The following is a 20,801-nucleotide window of genomic DNA, read 5'->3' as shown; positions in this document are numbered from 1 at the left end:
AACGCATGCCCGTAAGGATGCGCGAAGGCCCCCCGAAGAACCCCTCGGAGGGCCTGGCGCGTCAGAGAACAGGCGGATCAGCCGATGTGCACCACGTCGTGCGTCTCGGCGAAGTGGCACGCGCTCTCATGCCCCGTCCCCGGCCGGATCTGCAGCAACGGCTCCTCCTCAGCACAGATCTCCTGCGCCTTCCAGCACCGCGTGCGGAACCGGCACCCCGACGGCGGGTTGGCCGGGGACGGCGGGTCGCCCTGCAGGATGATCCGCTCGCGCTGCTCCCGCCCCTCCGGATCGGGCACGGGCACCGCCGACAGCAACGCCTGCGTGTACGGGTGGGCCGGCTTGTCGTAGATCTCGGTGTCCTTACCGAGCTCCACGAGCTTGCCCAGGTACATCACCCCGACCCGGTCGGAGATGTGCCGGACGACCGACAGGTCGTGGGCGATGAAGATGTACGCCAGGTTGAACTCGTTCTGCAGCCGCTCCAGCAGGTTGATCACCTGCGCCTGGATCGACACGTCCAGCGCCGACACCGGCTCGTCACAGACGATGATCTCGGGCTGGAGCGCCAGCCCCCGGGCGATGCCGATGCGCTGCCGCTGGCCGCCGGAGAACTGGTGCGGGTACCGGTTGATGTGCTCGGGGTTGAGCCCGACCACCTCCAGCAGCTCCTGCACCTTCTTGCGGCGGTCGCCCTTCGGCGCCACCTCGGTGTGGATCTCGTACGGCTCGCCGATGATGTCGCCGACGGTCATCCGCGGGTTCAGCGACGTGTACGGATCCTGCATCACCATCTGGATGTTGCGGCGCATCCGCTTGAGCTCGCCGCCCTTGGCCCGCCCGATGTCCCGGCCGTTGATCTTGACCGTGCCGGAGGTGGGCCGCTCCAGCGCCATCAGCACCTTGGCCAGAGTGGACTTGCCGCAGCCCGACTCGCCCACGATGCCCAGCGTCTCGCCCCTGTGGAGGTCGAACGAGACGCCGTCGACCGCCTTGATCGCGCCGATCTGCCTCTTGAAGAGGATGCCCTGGGTCAGCGGGAAGTGCTTGACCAGGTCGCGTACCTCGAGGATGCGCTCGTTACCGGTCGCCATCGAGGACCTCCCTCCAGTAGTGGCAGGCGCTGCTTCGCGTGCCGCTGATCTCGTAGAGCGGGGGGACGTCGGTCACGCAGTTGTCCTGCCGGAAGGGGCACCGGGGGTGGAACGCGCAGCCGGCCGGCAGGTTGAGCAGGTTGGGCGGCAGCCCCTTGATGGCGTACAGGTCCTGGCCCTTGTGGTCGACCCGGGGGATCGACTCCAGCAGGCCCTTCGTGTACGGGTGGGCGGGCGCCCGGTAGATGTCGTGCACGGGGGCGTGCTCCACGATGCGCCCCGCGTACATGACGGCGATCTTGTCGGCCACGTCGGCGACGACGCCCAGGTCATGCGTGATCAGGATCAGGCCCATCTGGCTCTCACGCTGCAGCTCGGCCAGCAGTTCCATGATCTGCGCCTGGACCGTCACGTCGAGCGCCGTGGTGGGCTCGTCGGCGATCAGCACCTCGGGATCCAGCGCGATCGACATCGCGATCATGATGCGCTGCCGCATGCCGCCGGAGAACTGGTGCGGGTAGTCGTTGACACGCTGCCTGGCGGCCGGGATGCGGACCCTGTCCATCAGCTCGACGGCCTTCATCATGCCCTCGCGCTTGGACATGCCGCGGTGCACCCGGAACATCTCGCTGATCTGCCAGCCCACGGTGAACACCGGGTTGAGCGCGGAGAGCGCGTCCTGGAAGATCATCGCGATCCGCTGGCCGCGCACCTGCGTACGGGCCTCTTCCGAGAGCTGGAGAAGGTTGGTGCCCTTGAAGCGGATCTCCCCCTTGGGGATGACCGCGGGTGGCATGTCCAGGATTCCCATGATCGCTTGCGCGGTCACGGACTTGCCCGAACCCGACTCGCCCAGCACCGCCAGCGTCTCGCCGGGGCCGACCGTGTAGCTCACGCCGTTGACCGCCCGCACGATGCCCGCACGGGTGCGGAACTCCACGTGCAGGTTGTCGACCGCCAGCAGCGGCTCGTCGCCCAGCCCTCCCTCGGCGGGCAACACATATGTCGACGTCTTCTTCACTTGATCCCCCCTTCTACCTGAGCTTCGGGTCGAGCGCGTCGCGCACGGCGTCGCCCAGCATGATGAACGCGAGCACGGTGACGCTCAGGAAAACGGCCGGGAAGATCAGCGGCAGCGGCGCCTCGAGGAAGCGCGGCTGGGCATCCGCGATCATCAGACCCCACGAGATCTCCGGCGGCTGCACGCCCACGCCCAGGTAGGACAGCGCGGCCTCGGCCGCGATGAACCCGCCGAGGTTGATCGTCGCGACGACGATCACCGGGGCGAGCGCGTTGGGGAGCAGATGCCTGAACATGATCCGGACGGGACCGGCGCCGAGCGCCCTGGCGGCGACGACGAAGTCCTGTGACTTGGCGGTGATGACCGCCGCTCGCATGATCCGGAACGTCATCGGCCAGCCCAGGAGGGTCAGCGCGAAGACGACCAGCCAGATGCCCAGCCCGCTGTCGCGGAAGGTCGAGCCGATGAGCAGCGCGCCCAGGATGCTGGGAATGGCGAAGAAGATCTCGGTGATGCGCGAGGCCACGCTGTCGGTGGCGCCGCCGAAGAAGCCGGCGATGAGCCCCATCAGGCCACCGATGATCGCGGTGAAGATCGTGGTGCTGATGCCGATCACCAGCGAGTTGGCCGCGCCGTAGATGGTGCGGGCGTACATGTCGCAGCCCAGGTTGTCGCGGCCGAACGGATGGCCGGCGCTGGGCAGCTGCCTGGCTGTGGACAGCTCGCAGGTCCTGGCGTTGAACGGGTCGACCGAGCTGAACAGCGACGGCCAGAGCGCCATCACCACCAGCACGGCGATGATGACGCACGAGATGATGAAGATGGGCTTGCGCCGAAGATCATGCCAGGCGTCCGACCACAGGCTGGCCGATCTGGACGCCTTGCCCGGCTCCTGCGGCTGAGAAACGAGGGCTTCCTCGGGGGCGATGACGGGCCCGCCCGGCCGAATGTCACTCATAGCGGATCCTCGGGTCGAGCACTGCGTACATCAAGTCGACGGCCAGATTGGCCAGAATGTAGACCAGCACCAAGATTGTCACGATACCGACAACGATGGGCTGCTCTCGGAGATACACCGACGTGAAGAGCTGGAGACCGATGCCCGGCAGGTTGAAGATTCTCTCGGTGATCACCGCGCCGCCCATGAGGTTGCCCAGGTCGGCGCCCAGGAAGGTGACGAGCGGGATCAGCGCGTTGCGCAGGGCGTGTCTCCCGACGACCCGCCGCCGTGGGAGACCCTTGGCGGTGGCCGTCCTGATGAAGTCGGCCCGCAGCGTCTCGGCCAGACTGGTCCTGGTGAGACGGGTGAGATAGGCGATCGACACGCCGGCGAGCACGAAACCGGGCAGCAGATAGCTGCGCAGGCCGTTGGTGATGCCCGCGATCGGGAAGATGTCGAGGCCCGTCCATTGCTTGACCTTGACGCCCAGGATGTACTGCAGGATGAACCCGGACACCAGGGTCGGCACCGAGATCAGCAGCAGCGTCGAGGCGAGGATCATGGTGTCGGTCGCCCTGCCGCGGCGCAGCGCCGCCCAGAGACCGAGGCCGACCCCGATGACCGCCTCGATGATCAGCGCCGTGATCGCCAGGTTCAGCGTGATCTGGAACTTGCCCGCCATGATCTGGGATACGGGGATGTCGGCGAAGGTGACGCCGAAGTCCGCCCGGAAGAGCACCCCGCTGATGTAGTACCAGTATTGGAGCAGCAGCGGGTCGTTGAGGTGATACCGCTCGCGAAGGATCGCGACGATGTTGGGGTCCGCCCGTTTCTCGCCGGCCAGCGCTGCGATGGGATCACCGGGCAGCGCGAAGACGATGGCGAAGATCAGCAGGGTGGCACCCAGCAGTACAGGTATCGACTGGAGAAGACGCCGGATGATGTAACGGCCCATTTAAGCCTCCCGTACATGCGAAGAAGGCCACTCCTCGACCTTATGGGTTTCCGGCCGAAGAGCCGCCTCCTCGCTGGCCCTGCAGGGGCGGGCGCGCCGCGCCCGCCCCTGGGAACAAACTGTCAGGCCTTCTCGACGTCGGCCCACTCAACCTGGTTGAGCAGGTTGATCTTGATGTTCTTGACCTTGGTCGAGTAGCCGGAGTTGTTCCGGTAGAAGTACACCGGGATGTACGGCAGATCCTCGAGCAGGATGTCGTCGGCCTGCTGGTAGAACTTCAGGCCCTCCTCGAGGGTCGGGGCCTGGTCACCCTTGGCGATCAGATCGTCGAACTTCTTGTTGGAGTAGCCGCCGTAGTTCGACCCGGTCGCGATGGCGCCGGTGCTGAAGATCGGCGACAGGTAGTTCTCCGCCGACGGGTAGTCGATGGCCCAGCCCATGCGGAACAGGCCCTTGTACTCCTTGGCGTCCAGGGCGTCCAGGATGCTGGCGAACTTCTCGAACGGCTTCGCGGTGGCCTCGATGCCCAGGTTGGCGCGGAGGTTGTTCGCGATGGCCTCGATCCACTCCTTGTGCGGACCGTCGGCGTTGTAGCCGATCTCGAGCGTCTTGGGGCCGCCCGCCTCCTCGTACAGCTTCTTGGCCTCGGCCGGGTTGTACGTGCAGGCCTTGCAGGCGCCCTGGCGGTAGCCCGCGATGGCCGGGTTGATGAAGTCGTCGGCCGGCGAGCGGGTGCCGGAGAAGACCGTCTCGGCGATGGTCTTCCTGTCGATGGCCATCGAGATGGCCCTGCGGACCTCGACCTTGTTCAGCTCGGGGTTGTACTTGAGCGGAACGCCGATGTAGCCGACGCTGGCCTCCGGCAGGTCCTGGTAGCGATCGCCGAGGGTGGCCTTGGCGGTCCCGATCGCGGCGGGGCCGAGCGAGTCGTGGATGTCCAGGTTGTCGGCCTGCAGGTCGCGGAACGCGGTGTCCGAGTCGGTGTAGAGCTTGAACTGGAGCTTGGTCCAGCCCGACGGCTTCTTACCCGGATACTTGTCGTAGACCGACATGTCGATGGTCTGGTCGGTGCCCTTCTTGTAGGGCTTGTCCATCTTGAACAGACCCTGGCCGATGGGCTGCTCGCCGTACGCCTGCGTTACCTTGCCGTCGGCGCCGAAGGCGGCCTTGGGCAGCGGGTAGAAGGCGGTGTAGCCGAGCATGACCTTGAACTGCGAGAACGGCGCCGCAAGGCTGACCTTCAGCGTCGTGTCGTCGACAGCCTCGAGGCCCTTCATGCCCTTGGCGGTGACCGGCTTGCCCTCGCCCGGGTTGAGGTCGGCGAATCCGTCGATGCGGCTGAAGAAGTAGCCGGCGCTCTGCGCGTTCTCCTGGTTGGCCGCGTAGTTCCACGCGTCCACGTAGTTCTGGGCGATGAGCGGCTCACCGTTGTGCCAGGTGTAGCCGGACTTCAGCTTGACCGTCCAGACCTTCTGGTCGTCACTCGTGATCGACTCCGCCGCGGCCTCGACGGCGTTCTTGTTGTCGTCATAGTTGACGAGAGGCTCGAACAAGGCCGCAAGGGTCTCGGAGCCCTCGGACTCGGTGGTGTTCGACGGCACCAAGAGCTCCTGAGGCTCACCGAGTTCCATGCGAACCGGCGTTTCTGCGCCGCCCGCGGCAGTGCCCCCGTTGTCCGTGGCACCGCCGCCACACGCGGCAACCGCGAGGGCGAGCAGCGCGGTACCGGCGACGATCTGTGCGCCCTTAGTAACACGCATGTGAAAGAAATTCCTCCCTCTACAGTGGCCATACAGCGCTGAGCTGCAGTGATGGTGGCAGCCTGACGGGGGAGTCCTGGTATCCCCCCCGGGTTTGGCCGACATTGTCAAGCCAGCTGTACGACCTGCCAGTCGATCGCGACTATCCCTTACTCCTTGCCACCAGCGAGTCTCTGGCGCGTTGCAGTTCGGTCACACGTGCGCCTATCCAACGTCACAGACATCTAGCGCGATCGGGGCTAAACAGTACAAGCCATCCGGAACGGGTAAAGCCTGGACGTGAACAGTCGATGAAAAATACCCCTTATACGACGGTGCCCGTGCCCTTGCCACCGCGCCCCGCCCGGCTGGGCTACCGTTGACCTGGTCTTTACGACGCCTTGGAACCCGGCGTCCCGAGACTCCGTCCAACCGACTGTCGCCGTCCCGCGCGGCAGGCACCCCACCGATCCGGATCCAATAGAGTCCTTGCCATGAGCCAGCCGGAATCCGCTGTCGCGGACGCCCAGGCGGGCGGCCGAAGCGGGCAGGAGCCGCTGGCCAAGCTCGCCAAGAGATACGGGCTTCGCCGTGCCATCGCACGGCCGAGGTTCCCTGTCTACGTGCGCCAGCTATGGGAGCGGCGACACTTCATCCTGACGTACGCCACCTCGCGCAACGTCTCGAAATACTCCAGCTCGACGCTCGGCCAGTTGTGGCAGGTGCTGACTCCCCTGCTCAACGCCGCGATCTACTTCCTGATGTTCGGCCTCATCCTGGGCGGCAGCAAGGACATCGTGAACTACCCGGCGTTCCTGCTGACCGGGATGTTCATCTTCACCTACACGCAGCGGACCGTCACCGCGGGCGCCAAGTCGATCTCGGGCAACCTGTCGATGATCCGGGCCCTGCACTTCCCCCGCGCCTCGCTGCCGCTGGCCTACACGATCCAGGAGCTCCAGCAGCTCGCCATCTCCATGGGCGTGCTCCTCACGCTCGTGGTCGCCACCAAGGAATGGCCCACCTGGTACTGGCTCATGATCCCGGTGGTGCTGGCCCTCCAGACGATGTTCAACATCGGCGCCGGCCTGGTGATGGCCCGGCTCGGAGCCACGATGCGCGACCTCAACCAGTTGCTGCCGTTCATCACGCGCACGTGGCTCTACGCCTCGGGTGTCTTCTTCGCGATCCAGGACAAGGTGGTGAACTCCGCCGAGCTGCCCCAGTGGGTGGCCAACGTGATGTACCTCAACCCGGCCGCGTCCTACATCGAGTGGATGCGCGAGATCCTGATCAAGACTCATAACCCCGAGTTCGGCCACCACCCGCCGCCAATGGTCTGGATGTCTTGCGTATTCTGGGCGGTGTTCTCACTCGGCTTCGGCTTCTGGTACTTCTGGCGGTCCGAGGAGAGGTACGGGCGTGGCTGAACTGACCAAGGAGCTGTCACAGGTGATGGGCGAGAAGCCCGCCGTCCCCGGCAAGGACGTGAGGGTGCATCCCAACCCGGAACCCTCGGGCAAACGGCCGCTCGACGTCCCCACGGGCACTCCGACCGTCATCGTCGACGACCTCCACATCGTCTACCGCGTCTACGGCGCGGCCTCGGACTCCGAGAAGGGCAACGCGGTCAACGCCCTCACGCGCCTCCTGAAGCGCCAGGGCCGCCCGCAGATGAAAGAGGTCCACGCGGTCAAGGGCGTCACGTTCGTGGCCTACCACGGCGACGCCATCGGCGTCGTGGGCCGCAACGGCTCCGGCAAGTCCACCCTGCTGCGCGCCATCGCGGGCCTGCTGCCGCCGCACAAGGGCGCCGTCTACACCGACGGCCAGCCGTCGCTGCTGGGCGTCAACGCGGCCCTCATGCGTGAGCTGACCGGCGAGCGCAACATCGTCCTCGGCTGCTACGCCATGGGCATGACGCCGGCCGAGGTCAGGGAGAAATACCAGGAGATCGTCGACTTCTCCGGCATCGATGAGTTCGTCCAGCTCCCGATGTCCACCTACTCCTCCGGCATGGGCGCCCGCCTGCGCTTCGCCATCTCCTCCGCCAAGACCCACGACGTCCTGCTCATCGACGAGGCCCTGGCCACCGGTGACCGCGAGTTCCGGAAGAAGAGCGAGCAGCGCATCCGCGAGATCCGGGAGTCGGCGGGCACCGTCTTCCTCGTCGCCCACGACCTCAAGGTCATCGAGGAGACCTGCAACCGGGTGATCTGGCTGCACAAGGGCAAGATCAGGATGGACGGCGACCCGAAGGAAGTCATCGCCGCCTACAACAAGGGCTGACCCCTCAAAAACCTCATCTTTTACGCGTTGCCGTGGCTTGCCACTCACCGCACTTCGGCTGACGGCCCTCCAGGAAACGGCCTCTGACCCTTCAGTGGTGGATCGCCGTCACGCGAGCCCGCGTCGGCCGGCTCCGTGGTTCGGCCAGGCGTTCCAGCTGCCAGGCATTTCGATCTTGTGTGCGAAACCAGCGTGACAGGAGAGCCAAATGACTGACAGCGAGCCTTCCGTTCCGATAGTATTCGAACGTCAATTCGATGCGAGGAACGGTGATGGAGTGGGGGCGCGCGATGGGAGAGCTTTCGGCCGCGATTGACCACCTGGACACCGAGGACGTGTCCGAGATCCCCAAGATACAACTCGCCGAGCAGCTCCTCGAGCTGCACTGGCAGATGGCCAGACTGCAGGCCCAGATAGCCCGCCGCACAGGCGTCCGCCTCCCCTGACCAGACCCTCTTCAGGGCCGCGCATGGCCTGACGTCCGCGAGCGCGGTTCTTACATAGAGGCGCCGCCGACCCATGGGGCCGGCGGCGGGGCTTGGGCGGCGCGCCACCGCCCTGCAGTTAGCGGCGCGGTATGCCCAGCCCGGGCCAGGGCGCGTCCGCCCGGACCCGTCATGAGGCCACCCGCTCTCGCGGGAGGCTCACTCCACGCGCCAGTGCCTCGGACGCCCGGCACCTGAAGGCGCCCTGAAGGCCTGCCGCGTCAGTGCGACGGCGTCCCGGTCGAAGATCCCGACCCTGGGAAATCGCGCCGTCGGGGAACTACTGGGGTGCGGAACGGGACCGCCTCGCCGCCGTCACAACCGGTTCCCGAGCGTCGGCACCTAGGACGCCCGCGAACCGCCATTCCGGCTGTCGGCGAACCACGTTCATCACGCCTCCATCGCGTCTAGTCGCGATCCCAGGAGTCCCGCACCGAGCTCGTCAGAGAGTCGGTGGTCCATCCGAGCGCGGTCAGCAGATCGCCGTAGGAGCCGATGGCCCTGGTCCCGCTGGTGTTGACGAACCCGGAGGCGTCCTCGACGAGCGGGGTGAGCTCGTCCGCGCGGACGGCCTCGGTGGCACCGGGCAGCGCCTCGAGTACCGGCGCCACCTCGGCCGGGGCGACCTGCCCGACCACCGGTGACAGCTCGCCGCCCGCGGCGCCCGGCAGCGCGCGCCTGGCCGCCTGGGTGAGGCCGGCCGGCATAGGCTCGGCGCCCATGGTGGTGTCGTTCATGGTGCCGGAGGTCACGCCCTCGCTCGCGGCCTGGCCGGGGTCCTGCCTGGCGGCCTTGACCGACGGGGTCGCCATGCGGGACGCGCCCGACAGCACGGGCAGCGATTCGGTCAGGCCGCCCCCGCCGAGCAGCACCCCGCCGGCGATCGGCGACATCTCGGCCTCGGTCATCTGGCCGCCCGGCAGAGCGCCGCCGAGCAGCCCGCCGAGCAGGCCGCCGCCGGTGAGCCCGCCCAGCAGGCCGCCTAGCGGGCTCCCGCCGATGCCGGCTCCCTCCCCCAGACCGTGGTGGGGAGCGTGCCTAGCGGTGTTGTCCGGAACATCCGCTTGGGCCGGCAGGGCCAAAGCCGCCGCCAAACCGAATGCTGTGACGGCTGCCGCCGTCCTGACTCTTCGATTCATGATTGCCTTCCGGCTCGTGATCGATCGCTCTCGAATACGGTGGGGATGCGAATCGATAACCCCCGTATGCCGTGGCGTGCGCACTATGGGCACCACACGAAGCGTGCCGTCACGGCTGAGCTACGCCAGCAGTTCTACCACTCGCTGTGATCGGCCGCAGGCGCATGAATACCCATGTAGCAGGGGTTTGCAGCCCGGTTACCGAGTAGAGGGGCAGCGTTGAGCGGGGAGACAGAACGGGAAACAGGAGGGTCTTGTTTCCGATATTGCGCGCATGCTTCTGCGCTTCTCCGTGCAGGCGGAAGCGCGGCCCTCCGGCCCGTGAACAAGGGTCGCGAAAACAAATGTCACGGGCCGGGGACGCGGATTATCCGGTCGATGGCAGACGCGCTCGACCGCTCAGACCGGCAGCAGGGCTTCCGCGGACTCGAACGGAAAACGGTCGGCGAAGGCCGGGCGCAGATCCGTCAGCCAGACGGCCGTCGGGTCGTAGCGCGCGAAGAACGGGCGCCCCACCAGCGAGGGGTCGCGCGCCTGAATGAAGTGGAGCATGAAGACCTGCTCCCCGGCGATTTCCGTGACGCCGTCGATGCACACCTTGCCGGGCGTGGCCGACATGGACGGGCCCCGGACCGTACGGCAGAGCCCGGAGACGGACGAGTAGGCATCCCTGAAGATCTCGTACGCCCGCGCCAGCGGCACCGCGAAGTAGTCCTGCGGCCCGGTGTCACGCTCGACGAACATGTAATAAGGAATCATCCCCATCCTGAGCTGCTGCCGCCACATTTGGGACCACACGGCGGGATCGTCGTTGATGGACCTGATCATCGGCGCCTGGGTCCTGATCGTGGCCCCGCTGCCGAGTATGCGCTTGACCGCGGACTCGACCAGCGGCGACTCCAGCTCGCGCGGGTGCGTGAAGTGGGCCATGAACGCGAGGTTCTTCCCCGCGTTCACCACCTCCTCGAACAGGCCGAGCGTGGCGTCCGCGTCGGGGTCGGTGGTGAAGCGCTGCGGCCAGTAGGCCAGCGCCTTGGTGCCGATCCTGATCGACTCGAGCTGCTCCAGCGCGAGCAGCGGCTCGATATATCGCCTGATGACGGTCTCGCCCATGATCATGGCGTCGCCACCGGTGATCAGGACGCTGGTGACCTCGGGATGCCGGCGAAGGTAGGTCACCATCTGCTCGATGTCGTCGGAGGCGAACTTCAGGTCCGCGTCACCGACGAACTGCGCCCATCTGAAGCAGTAGGTGCAGTACGCATGACAGGTCTGCCCCTGTTTGGGGAAGAACAGCACGGTCTCGGCATATTTATGCTGCATGCCAGGGACCGGCTCGTCGCCCAGCTTCGGGACGTTGAGCTCCTTCTGGCCTGCGGGGTGCGGGTTGAGCTGCGCGCGTACCCGGTTCGCCTCGGCCTGGACCTCGGCGTTGGGAGCCTCCGCCTTCAGCAGGTCGGCCAGCCTGGCGACGTCGGCGGCGGGAAGCATGTCCTCCTGAGGGAAGACCAGCCGGTATATGGGGTCGTCGGGCGCTGCCGACCAATCTATGAGTTCATCCACGACGTAGGCGTTCGTCCGGAACGGCAGCACCGTGGCCACGGCGCGCACCTTCAGCCGCTCGTCGTCGCCGAGCCCCGCACGCTGCAGGAGCTCGTCGAGGTGCTTGGACGTGTACGCCTTGAAGCGCCGCGTACCTGCCTGGTTCAAGATCACTAGGCCTTTCCCATCTTTTTTGTTCGATCGGGTGTAAACCTCACGACCCTGTCGCGCGTCTACGGTCCTTAATACCCGGACGCTTCCAGGCACGTCACCGGTTCCACCGGACTCCAAGTTTTCCTTCAGGTTCACGAACGCTCGCGACATATCGCGACTCGGCATACACTGATTTATCGTGACCGATGATCCGGACCTTCGCGCCTCAGACGCCGACCGCGACCGCGTTGCGGCGGTGCTGGGTGAGGCGCTCGCCACAGGAAGACTCACCAGCGTCGAGCACGCCGACCGCCTCGAGATCGCCTACACGGCGAAGACGGTCGGCGAGCTCGTCCCCGTGACCCGGGACCTGCCCGAGGTGTCCGCGTCCGGCCTGCCTGCCGCCGTCGAGAAGCAGGTCATCAACTCCACGTTCAGCAAGGTCGTCCGCAAGGGCCGCTGGGTCGCCTCCCGGAACACCCGGCTGTGGGCGCGCTTCGGCGCGCTGATCATCGACCTGTCCGACGCGGTGCTCCCCGGCCGGGAGATCACGGTGGAGACGAACGCCCGCTTCAGCAAGATGATCGTCCGGGTGCCGGACAACGCCCATGTGATCGACGAGGGTGCCTCGATCTTCGGCAAGCGCAACGTCACGGCCGGCTCGCAGGGCGACGGGCCGCTGATCCGCATCACGGGCAGATCGGTGTTCTCCAAAGTGATCGTCACGCGCGGCAAGGACGACTGGAACCTGCACTAGGCGTTCCGAGCAGGACTGGAACCCGCCCTCGCGGGAACCAACAGGGCCTGCCCGCCGGTTTAACCTGGCACCTGCCTCGCCTACGATGCGGACATACCGAGCCCGCGTTCCGGCCAAGCCGTGACGGCGGGCTCGATGCCCGTACGAGGTGATCATTGTCCGACAGCAAGCCCATCGCGCTCGACGCCATGGGCGGCGACCACGCACCGCACGAGATCGTGGCGGGCGCGGTGCACGCCGTGCGCGAGCGCGGCCTGTCCGTGGTGCTCGTCGGCGCCCCTCGCGTGCTCTACGAGGCGCTCGCCGACCACGACGCCACCAAGGAGATCCCGATCGTCCGGGCCGAGGAGGCCCTGGCGATGGACGAGGGCGCGCTGGCCAGCCTGCGCCGCCCCCGCTCCAGCATCGCGGTCGCCTGCCACCTCGTACGCCGCGGCGACGCCGGCGCGGTGGTGTCGGCCGGCTCCACGGCGGGCGTCGTGGCCACCGGCAGGCTGCGGCTCAAAGCGCAACAGGGCGTGCAGCGACCCGCCATCGCCGTCGCCCTCCCCACGCTCCCCGGGCCGACCCTGCTCCTGGACGCGGGCGCCAACGCCGACGCCAAGCCGGAGATGCTGGTGCAGTTCGCCCACCTGGGCACGGCCTACGCCGAGCTGGCGTACGACATCGCGCGCCCCAGGGTCGGCCTGCTGACGATCGGCAGCGAGGCCGAGAAGGGCAACAAGCTCGTCAAGCGCGCCCACGAGCTGCTGGAGGGCTCCCCCGGCCTGCACTTCATCGGCAACGTGGAGGGCCACGACCTGCTGACCGGCAAGGTCGATGTCATCACGACCGACGGTTTCACCGGCAACGTGGCGCTGAAGACCATGGAGGGCGCGGTCCGCTACGCGTTCACCGAGCTCCGGCGGACCATCGACGACAGCAGGCTGGCCAGGCTCGGCGCGGTCATGCAGCGCGCTCGCATGCGCGAGCTGCGCCGCCGGCTCGACGCGGAGGCGTACGGCGGCGCCGTGCTGCTCGGGCTGAACGGCACCGTCGTGATCGCGCACGGCTCGTCCAGGGCGTCGGCGATCAGCGCGGCCTGCCAGCTCGCGGCCGACCTGACCGCCCACGGGATCGTGGCCAGGATCGGCGAGAGAGTGGCCGCCACACATCGCTCCCACCGGCTGTGGTGAACCCGTAGTCTGTGTGACCGATCCACAGAAACAGGGGGTTATGTGGACGGGCTCACTTCTGCCCAGGTTGCGGTCGCGAAGACCAATGACGTGCCGCGGCGGTCGAGCAGGTCGTTCAGCGCGATCTTCAGGGCGAACGTCCTCACCCTGTTCAACCTCGTCATCGGCGTGCTCTGGGCGCTGATCCTGATCTTCGGCGAGTGGCAGGACAGCCTGTTCGGGCTGATCATCGTGGCCAACGCGTTGATCGGCATCGTCCAGGAGCTGCGTGCCAAGCGCACGCTCGACAGGCTGGCGGTGATCAACGAGGCTCCCGTCAGGGTGCGGCGCGACGGCAGGGAGCAGGAGATCCCGCCCCGCCAGGTGGTGCTCGGCGACCTGATCCTGCTCGGCTCCGGCGACCGCCTGCTGGTCGACGGCGAGGTGGTCGAATCCGGCGGGCTGGAGGTGGACGAGTCGCTGCTGACCGGCGAGGCCGACCCCGTACACAAGCAGGCGGGCGACCAGGTCCTGTCGGGCAGCTTCGTGGTGGCGGGCTCGGGCGCGTTCGTGGCCACGAGGGTCGGCACCGACGCGTACGCCGTGCGGCTGGCCGAGGAGGCCGGCAAGTTCCAGCTCTCGCATTCCGAGCTGCGCGCGGGCGTGGCGAACTTCATCAAGTACATCACCTGGCTGGTCATCCCGATCGGCGCCCTGCTGATCTACAGCCAGGTCAGCAACTCGGTCGACTTCGGCACCGCGATCACCGGTGCCGTCGCGGGCATCGTCACCATGATCCCCGAGGGCCTGGTGCTGACGACCTCGATCGCGTTCGCGGTCGGCGTCGTACGCCTGGGCCGGCGCAGGTGCCTGGTCCAGGAGCTGCCCGCGATCGAGGGCCTGGCCAGGGTGGACGTGCTCTGCCTGGACAAGACGGGCACCCTCACCGCCGGCGGCATGGACCTCGACCAGGTGCTGCCGCTGCGCGACGACCGGCCGATCGACGACGCGCTGGCCGCCCTGGCCAACCTCGACCACCAGCCGAACGCCACCGCCCAGGCCATCCGGGCCCGCTACCCCGCCGCGCGCGACGGCTGGACCGCCGGGGAGAGCGTGCCGTTCTCCTCTGCGCGCAAGTGGAGCGGGGCCGACTTCGGCGAGCACGGCGCCTGGGTGCTCGGCGCCCCCGACGTCCTGCTCGACGGCGGTGACGGCTACGTCAGGGCCGCCGAGCTGGCCGCCACCGGCGCCCGCGTGCTGGCACTCTGCCGCGCCGACCGCCTGCCCGCACCCCACGGGGCGGGCAGCCTGCCCTCGCCGCCCCATGACGGCGGCGCCCTGCCCGCGCCCCACGACGGCGAGGCCGCCTTAGAACCCGTCGCGCTCGTCACGCTCAAGCAGTGCATCAGGCCCGACGCCCACGAGACCCTCCGCTACTTCGCCAAGCAGGGCGTGGCGGTCAAGGTGATCTCCGGCGACAACCCCGTGGCGGTCTCCGCGATCGCCGCCGAGGCGGGCATCGCGGACGGCGACCGCTGGATCGATGCCAGGACCCTGCCGGACGACGACCAGGACAAGCTCGGCGAGGTGCTGGACTCCCACACCGTCTTCGGCCGGGTCAGCCCGCAGCAGAAGCGGCAGTTCGTCGCCGCGTTACAGGCCCGTGGCCACACCGTGGCCATGACCGGCGACGGCGTCAACGACGTGCTCGCGCTCAAGGACGCCGACCTGGGCATCGCGATGGGCGCGGGCAGCCCGGCGACCAAGGCGGTCGCTCAGGTGGTGCTGCTGGACAACAAGTTCGCGACGCTGCCGCACCTCGTGGGCGAGGGCCGGCGGGTGCTGGCCAACATCGAACGGGTCTCCAGCCTGTTCCTCACCAAGACCTTCTACGCGATCGTCCTGTCGCTGGCCGTGGGCGTGGCCGGGGTGATGTTCCCGTTCGCGCCGCGCCACTCCACTCTGGTGAACGCCCTGACCATCGGCGTCCCGGTGCTCTTCCTCGCGCTCGCGCCCACGTTCGAGCGGGCCAGGTCCGGGTTCGTGCCCAGGGTGCTGCGCTTCGCCGTACCGGCGGGGGTGCTGTGCGCGGTGGCGGTGCTGGTGTCGTTCTGGGCCGCGCACAGCGGGACCTCCACGCTCATCGAGGACCAGACGTCCGCGGTGATCACGCTGTTCCTCACCACGTGGTGGGTGCTCGTGCTGACCGCCAGGCCGCTCAACTGGTGGCGGGTGATCCTGGTCGGCGCCATGGCGGTGATGTTCGGGATCGGGCTGACGCTGCCCTTCATCAGGGCGTTCTTCGCGCTGCAGCCGGGCGACATCGGCAACGACCTGACCGCCGTCGGGATCTCGCTCGTGGCGGCCGCGGCGATCAGCATCGCGGTCAGGGTCGCCGGTACCCTTAGAACATGACCGACCCGCAGATAGTGCTCACCGAGCGCGTCCAGCAGGCGCTGGCGCACGCGTTCGGTTCCGAGCACGCCGACGCAGACCCGCTGATCCGGCCCTCCCAGTTCGCCGACTTCCAGGCGAACGTCGCGCTGAGCCTGGCCAAGCGCCTGCGACGGGCACCGCGGGAGGTCGCCGAGGCCATCAAGGCGGAGCTGTCGGACTTCCCGGGCACGGTCGAGGTCAGCGGCCCCGGCTTCCTCAACATCACCCTCGACGACTCGTGGATCGCGTCCGAGGCCCACCGGATGCTGGCTGACCCGCGGCTCGGCGTCGGCACGATCGCTCCGGCGCAGACCGTGGTGATCGACTACTCCGCGCCCAACGCGGCCAAGGAGATGCACGTCGGCCACCTGCGCACCACGATCGTCGGCGACTCGCTGGCCCGCCTGCACGAGCACCTCGGCAACACCGTGATCAGGCAGAACCACCTGGGCGACTGGGGCACGCCGTTCGGCATGCTCATCGAGCACCTGCTCGACATCGGCGAGGAGACCGCGGTCGCGCAGCTCGAGGCCGGCATGGGCACGGAGTTCTACCAGGCGGCGCGGAGCAAGTTCGACGGCGACGAGGAGTTCAAGCACCGCGCCCGGGTGCGGGTGACCACGCTGCAGGGGGGCGACCCCGCCACGATGCGGCTCTGGCACGTCTTCATGGACGCGACCGTCCGCTACTTCAACAAGGTCTACGAGCTGCTCGGCGTGACGCTGACCGACGCCGACCTCGCGGGCGAGAGCATGTACAACGCCATGCTCGAGAAGACCTGCGGCGACCTGGAGACGTCCGGGGCGGCGGTGATGAGCGAGGGTGCGCTCTGCGTGTTCCCGCCCGGCTTCAGCGGCTCCGACGACAAGCCGCTGCCGCTCATCATCAGGAAGAGCGACGGCGGCTACGGCTACGCGACCACGGACATGGCGGCGATCCGCTACCGCGTCCACGACCTCAAGGCCGACCGCATCCTCTACGTCGTGGGCTCCGAGCAGGCGCTGCACTTCAGGATGGTGTTCGCGGCGGCGCGGCTGGCGGGGTGGCTGCCGGAGACCGTGTCGGCCGAGCACGTCCAGATCGGCATGATGCTGGGCAAGGACGGGCGCCGGTTCAAGACGCGCTCCGGCGAGTCCGTGAAGCTGATGGACCTGCTCCAGGAGGCCATCGACCGGGCCACGGCGGCGATCGGCGACCGGGGGTACGACGAGACCACCCGGAACGAGATCGCGCACGCTGTCGGCATGGGTGCGGTGAAATATGCCGATTTGTCGGTCAGTCATGACAGCGAGTACGTCCTCGACTTCGACCGCATGCTCGCCTTCACCGGCAACACCGGCCCCTACATGCAGTACGCGACCGCCCGCATCCGCTCCATCTTCCGCAAGGCGGGCATCGAGCTCTCGGCCGCGAAGGGCACGATCCTCCTGGGCGAGCCTGCCGAGCGCGCCCTGGCGCTGCACCTGCTCGGCTTCGGCGCGCTCGTGGAGCAGGTGACGACCCAGTCGGAGCCGCACCGGCTCTGCAACTTCCTGTTCGAGACGGCGAGCCTGCTCAGCGTGTTCTACGAGCAGTGCCCGGTGCTCAGGCAGGACGTCCCGCCGGAGACGCGGGCCTCCCGGCTCGCGCTCTGCGCGCTGACCACGGCCGTGCTGGAGACCGGGCTCGACCTTCTGGGCGTCCCTGTCCCCGAGCGCATGTAACAGGCAGTTGGCTCAAAGTCTCCCGTTCCGATCGTGGGCGCGCCTCCACCGGGTTGGCGCGCCCCAACGGCTAGGCTTTACGCGGTCATGAACTGAGGCTGAAATGGGGGAGTTTTCTGCCTTGAGCACGGACCTGACTGCGAGCCCCCCAGCAGCGACCGAGGTGCATCGCTACGCCGAGGCACTGCTGGCGCACTTGGCCGCCAACGGCACCGCGCCGCCCGCCGCACCGGGATTTCGCGACATCCCCGGCTACTGGCTGCCCCCGGCCGTCGAAGCTCTGGCCGCCATACTCTCCGGCGCCGACCCGCTCGAGCCGCTGAGCCGGGCGGCAGGCCGTGACCAGCAGCGGACCGCGCTCTTCCTGTGCCTGGCGCTCGCGGTGTCCGGGCAGGGCAGCCGCATCCACGCCTCCTGGCTGGGCACCGCATTCGGCGAGCTGTCGCTCGACCGGCCAGTCACCCACGGTCAGCGCTCGCTCTGGCTGGCCGCCGCGAGAGGCGCCTACGGCCCCGCAGGCAAGATCTTCGTGCTCCGCAAGCTCGACGCCCTGGCCGTCCCCGACCACGCCCCTCCTGACCAGTGGATCCAGGCGCTGGTGCCCGGGGAGCCGTCGGTCGTGGTGCCGCCGTCGCTGGCCGACTTCCCGGAGATGGCGGAGATCCCGGAGCTGGCCAGGCCGTCCATGGCGGCCGACCGGCTGGCCAGGCTGCGCGGCCGGTGCGCGGAGATCACCTCGGCGCGGCAGGCCGAGCACCGCTCCTCCCCCCCGCTCGACAACCCCTCCGGCACCCCGGCCGCGACCTGGGCCGACAACGAGCCGCTGGCGGTGCTCCGCTCACTGATCGGCCTGGGTGGCCCGGCGGGCCCGATGGCCTCGCTGAGCACGTACCTGCTGGACGACCTGCGCCCCGGCGCCGACCCGCACCTCGCAGCGATCGCGCTGCACGTGGCGGCGCCGATCCTGCGCGGCGTGGCCGAGGAGCTCGAGGCCGACAGCCGCCAGGAGCCGCCGGACACGCTCACCGTGCCGCTGCTCGGCCACCGCATCCACCTGCGGCCCGAGGGGCCCGACCAGTCCTCGCTGGCCGCGGCCGAGAACGCGATCGTCACCGAAGGAGCCGTGCCGCGCCCCCGCCCGTGGGCCGCGATGGCGCTGATCGTGGTGGGCGTCGCCTGCCTGGCCGGCGCGGTGGCGGCCACCAGCCTGCTGGCGGCGGCCGGAGTAGCCATGATCGGCCTGGCCGGCTGGCAGCTCTGGCAGCGCCGCAAGCTGATCGAAGCCGATGCCCGATTCGTGGCCGCCCAGGTCAGCGAGCTGAAGGAGCTGGCCGACGGGGCGGTGTGGGCCCTGCACGCGTACGGCCGGGAAGCGGACGTACGCGCGACGCAGGCCGCCGACGACGCAGCCGAGCTGACCCGGCTGATCCGTCGCGGCCCGCGCGCTGCCTGAGGCCCGCCTAGGTGGTCTCGATCTCCACGTGAGCCGGTGCGAGCAGGAAAACGCGGTCGGCGATGCGCTCGATCCGCCCCTCGCATCCGAAGGCCAGCCCGGCAGCGAAGTCGACCATCCTCGTGGCCTCGGGCATGGCCATGCCAGAGACGTCCATGATCACCGTCTGTCCGTCACGGAAGTGCTGACCGATCAACGGCGCGTCGTTGTACTTGAGCGGCTGGATCATCACGATGCGTGACGAGTCGACGTTCGCGCGCCACCTCCGGGCGGCCCGCTCGGTGGCGGGGACGTACTCGTCCTCGTAGTGCTCGTCGTCGTCATAGCCCTCGTCGTAGTGATCGACCCCGCTCAGGCCAAGGTAGCTCACCACCTTGCGCACTGCCCCCATCGGCTTGTCCTTTCCTCAGGAACTCACCGTAATCGGCACGTCCCCACGCATTGGACGGTAACCGACGATTCCGTATTCGCCACGCGACACGCCCAGCCCTAATTCCATTTTGTACAGCTTGCAGCTCGCTTGCAGCTGGATATCCGAGCCCCCGTATAGCGTCGGCTCACGCATCTGCTCACTCTGTGTGCCCTCGCCGACACAGCTTTCAGGGTAATCCCGCGGCGCTTCGCCTGCTGGACTCTCCAGTTTCTGACCGGCAGATGCGGAGCGTAGCCACCGAGCCGAGCCGCTCCGAGACCTCCTTCCTGCTCGGCGATCCCTGCGCCGGCTCCCTCCACAGTCAAGATCACGCTCCGCGATCATGTCCGCCCGTGTCTTCAATTCGAGGGGGCGGCGACCGGGCCGCTCGAATTGACGCACGGGCAGCGGGACGCCTACCGCGAATCGCCGCCCCTGCGGCGATGTCACCATGGATTTCCCCGGTCAAGGATGTGCCCTCCGCCGCCGTTCCACCCGGGACCGGAAAAGGCACTCGGGGGGCCGGCTGTGCGGGTCGGGAGAAGCAGCTTTGACCCCCTGATCAAGGTGGATTCAGCGGAAAAGTTCCGCTTTCATACGCCTGATATTCCGGCGTTGGCGGCAATCAACGGGGGCCTCATCGTGACAACGCCGGGATCCCAGACAGATTTCGTTTCCCGATTCTCCGCCCCCGCCATGGGGTTCCCAAGGGCCCGGCGACAGGCTCCTCCCCCATTTAGGGGCCGTACCTCGATGGTCGTGGCACAACCCTGACCAGGGGCAGCCCGGTCCACGTCACGGTCGAGGGCGACCGCGCCCCCCGGGGCGAGCCATGCCGTGACCGCGCTCTCTCCGGTACTCTGCTCGACTTCTAGTCCTAATGGGGTAATTGCTCCTGACATCATGCCTTTCGCTCCAAAATTCGGACATTTTCTATACATTCCCTTACGCCGCCACTGTCACGGCGGATCGTCAACATACGGGGAACGATCTGTGAGCATTCGGCAAGGAGGAACCGGGGAAACGCATATCTACCGGCTGACCGCATATAACGGTCTCGTAGCGAACATGTCGCTGGCATTGAGGGCGAAATGTTCGAACAGCCAAGGAACCGTTACGGGGGGCCAAAATGGCACGGAAGATCACGAGACCTATTTTGCTCGCGGCAATGCTCGGGAGCGGAGTCGCATTGGGGACCCTCGGGTCGGCGACGGCCGCGTACAGCGACCCGTACCCGCCGACTCCCGTGGAGACCCAATTCCAGGACCAGGACCAGGAGCAGGACCAGGACCAGAGGCACGCCGGGGAGCAGGGCCAGAAGAACGACTCGACGGTAGAGGTCGACGTCCATCATCGTCAGCGCGATCACCAACACGAGAACAGCGACCACGAGAAAGTGGAGGAGCTACCGGCGACCGGGGCACCCGTGGAGACCCTGGCCGCGACGGGTGCGGGCCTCTTGCTCGCCGGAGCGGTCGGCACGGCGATGGTCATTCGGCGTCGCCAAACCGCCGGTGCGAAGTAGGAGC

Annotated in this window: 17 protein-coding genes; 9 read left to right on the top strand and 8 right to left on the bottom strand. The window is 67.9% G+C overall.

What is annotated here, in order from left to right; translation table 11 throughout:
- Positions 1-77 precede the first annotated feature (77 nt).
- The 5 genes from EJK15_RS19105 to EJK15_RS19085 form a co-directional block, all read right to left on the bottom strand.
- Positions 78-1,094 (bottom strand): ABC transporter ATP-binding protein, encoded by a 1,017-nt coding sequence (locus tag EJK15_RS19105; RefSeq protein ID WP_138711805.1) that lies wholly within the window; start codon positions 1,092-1,094, stop codon positions 78-80.
- Positions 1,081-2,115, bottom strand: a complete 1,035-nt coding sequence (locus EJK15_RS19100) for an ABC transporter ATP-binding protein (protein ID WP_138711804.1) — start codon at positions 2,113-2,115, stop codon at positions 1,081-1,083. The genes EJK15_RS19105 and EJK15_RS19100 overlap by 14 nt, the downstream gene beginning before the upstream one ends.
- A 13-nt stretch (positions 2,116-2,128) precedes the next feature.
- On the bottom strand, positions 2,129-3,073 hold the full coding sequence (locus tag EJK15_RS19095) for an ABC transporter permease (RefSeq protein ID WP_138711803.1): 945 nt from the start codon (positions 3,071-3,073) through the stop codon (positions 2,129-2,131).
- Positions 3,066-4,010 (bottom strand): ABC transporter permease, encoded by a 945-nt coding sequence (locus EJK15_RS19090; protein WP_138711802.1) that lies wholly within the window; start codon positions 4,008-4,010, stop codon positions 3,066-3,068. Before EJK15_RS19090 ends, EJK15_RS19095 begins: the two co-directional genes overlap by 8 nt.
- A gap of 122 nt (positions 4,011-4,132) precedes the next feature.
- A complete protein-coding gene (locus EJK15_RS19085) occupies positions 4,133-5,770 on the bottom strand; it encodes a peptide ABC transporter substrate-binding protein (RefSeq protein ID WP_171074408.1) in 1,638 nt (545 codons plus the stop codon).
- Between the two features lie 473 nt (positions 5,771-6,243).
- Here EJK15_RS19085 and EJK15_RS19080 point away from each other — a divergent pair, with 473 nt between their 5' ends.
- From EJK15_RS19080 to EJK15_RS19070, 3 genes are all read left to right on the top strand, one after another.
- Positions 6,244-7,179 carry an ABC transporter permease gene (locus EJK15_RS19080; protein WP_138711801.1) on the top strand — a complete coding sequence of 312 codons (936 nt, stop codon included), beginning with the start codon at positions 6,244-6,246 and terminating at the stop codon, positions 7,177-7,179.
- Positions 7,172-8,038 (top strand): ABC transporter ATP-binding protein, encoded by an 867-nt coding sequence (locus EJK15_RS19075; RefSeq protein ID WP_171074407.1) that lies wholly within the window; start codon positions 7,172-7,174, stop codon positions 8,036-8,038. Before EJK15_RS19080 ends, EJK15_RS19075 begins: the two co-directional genes overlap by 8 nt.
- Positions 8,039-8,295: 257 nt before the next feature.
- On the top strand, positions 8,296-8,484 hold the full coding sequence (locus EJK15_RS19070; protein ID WP_138711800.1) for a hypothetical protein: 189 nt from the start codon (positions 8,296-8,298) through the stop codon (positions 8,482-8,484).
- A 446-nt stretch (positions 8,485-8,930) separates the two neighbouring features.
- Here EJK15_RS19070 and EJK15_RS72815 read toward each other — a convergent pair whose 3' ends face one another.
- Together EJK15_RS72815 and EJK15_RS19060 are read right to left on the bottom strand one after the other, a co-directional pair.
- A complete protein-coding gene (locus tag EJK15_RS72815) occupies positions 8,931-9,617 on the bottom strand; it encodes a hypothetical protein (protein ID WP_138711799.1) in 687 nt (228 codons plus the stop codon).
- Between the two features lie 444 nt (positions 9,618-10,061).
- The gene (locus EJK15_RS19060) at positions 10,062-11,378 is read right to left on the bottom strand and encodes a KamA family radical SAM protein (RefSeq protein ID WP_138711798.1); all 1,317 of its coding nucleotides are present in this window, start codon (positions 11,376-11,378) and stop codon (positions 10,062-10,064) included.
- Between the two features lie 178 nt (positions 11,379-11,556).
- On the opposite strand from EJK15_RS19060, the gene EJK15_RS19055 reads away from it, so the two are divergent.
- The 5 genes from EJK15_RS19055 to EJK15_RS19035 all read left to right on the top strand — a co-directional run bounded on the left by EJK15_RS19055 (position 11,557) and on the right by EJK15_RS19035 (position 18,860).
- Positions 11,557-12,114, top strand: coding sequence for a DUF1707 SHOCT-like domain-containing protein (locus EJK15_RS19055; protein WP_138711797.1), 558 nt, complete (start codon positions 11,557-11,559; stop codon positions 12,112-12,114).
- Positions 12,115-12,269: 155 nt separating this feature from the next.
- On the top strand, positions 12,270-13,289 hold the full coding sequence (gene plsX, locus EJK15_RS19050) for a phosphate acyltransferase PlsX (RefSeq protein WP_138711796.1): 1,020 nt from the start codon (positions 12,270-12,272) through the stop codon (positions 13,287-13,289).
- Between the two features lie 42 nt (positions 13,290-13,331).
- Positions 13,332-15,683 carry an HAD-IC family P-type ATPase gene (locus tag EJK15_RS19045; RefSeq protein ID WP_138711795.1) on the top strand — a complete coding sequence of 784 codons (2,352 nt, stop codon included), beginning with the start codon at positions 13,332-13,334 and terminating at the stop codon, positions 15,681-15,683.
- Entirely contained in the window at positions 15,680-17,407 is a 1,728-nt protein-coding gene (argS, locus tag EJK15_RS19040) for an arginine--tRNA ligase (RefSeq protein ID WP_138711794.1), read from the top strand. The genes EJK15_RS19045 and argS overlap by 4 nt, the downstream gene beginning before the upstream one ends.
- 121 nt (positions 17,408-17,528) lie before the next feature.
- Positions 17,529-18,860, top strand: coding sequence for a hypothetical protein (locus EJK15_RS19035; RefSeq protein ID WP_240777055.1), 1,332 nt, complete (start codon positions 17,529-17,531; stop codon positions 18,858-18,860).
- A gap of 7 nt (positions 18,861-18,867) precedes the next feature.
- Here the strand turns inward: EJK15_RS19035 and EJK15_RS19030 are convergent, their stop codons facing one another.
- Positions 18,868-19,251 carry a cell division protein SepF gene (locus tag EJK15_RS19030; protein ID WP_138711793.1) on the bottom strand — a complete coding sequence of 128 codons (384 nt, stop codon included), beginning with the start codon at positions 19,249-19,251 and terminating at the stop codon, positions 18,868-18,870.
- Between the two features lie 1,210 nt (positions 19,252-20,461).
- On the opposite strand from EJK15_RS19030, the gene EJK15_RS70685 reads away from it, so the two are divergent.
- Positions 20,462-20,797 (top strand): LPXTG cell wall anchor domain-containing protein, encoded by a 336-nt coding sequence (locus EJK15_RS70685; protein ID WP_171074405.1) that lies wholly within the window; start codon positions 20,462-20,464, stop codon positions 20,795-20,797.
- The last annotated feature ends 4 nt before the right edge of the window (positions 20,798-20,801 follow it).

Origin of the sequence: Nonomuraea basaltis (genome assembly GCF_005893125.1) — a bacterium.
In the GTDB taxonomy this organism is placed as follows: domain Bacteria; phylum Actinomycetota; class Actinomycetes; order Streptosporangiales; family Streptosporangiaceae; genus Nonomuraea; species Nonomuraea basaltis.
This window is presented reverse-complemented; position numbering and strand designations above follow the sequence as displayed.

Bases quoted from the DNA above. Each gene is read 5' to 3' on its own strand.
- EJK15_RS19105 (WP_138711805.1), bottom strand. From the start codon at position 1,094: ATGGCGACCGGTAACGAGCGCATCCTCGAGGTACGCGACCTGGTCAAG.
- EJK15_RS19095 (WP_138711803.1), bottom strand. From the start codon at position 3,073: ATGAGTGACATTCGGCCGGGCGGGCCCGTCATCGCCCCCGAGGAAGCC.
- EJK15_RS19090 (WP_138711802.1), bottom strand. From the start codon at position 4,010: ATGGGCCGTTACATCATCCGGCGTCTTCTCCAGTCGATACCTGTACTG.
- EJK15_RS19085 (WP_171074408.1), bottom strand. From the start codon at position 5,770: ATGCGTGTTACTAAGGGCGCACAGATCGTCGCCGGTACCGCGCTGCTC.
- EJK15_RS19080 (WP_138711801.1), top strand. From the start codon at position 6,244: ATGAGCCAGCCGGAATCCGCTGTCGCGGACGCCCAGGCGGGCGGCCGA.
- EJK15_RS19070 (WP_138711800.1), top strand. From the start codon at position 8,296: ATGCGAGGAACGGTGATGGAGTGGGGGCGCGCGATGGGAGAGCTTTCG.
- argS (WP_138711794.1), top strand. From the start codon at position 15,680: ATGACCGACCCGCAGATAGTGCTCACCGAGCGCGTCCAGCAGGCGCTG.
- EJK15_RS19030 (WP_138711793.1), bottom strand. From the start codon at position 19,251: ATGGGGGCAGTGCGCAAGGTGGTGAGCTACCTTGGCCTGAGCGGGGTC.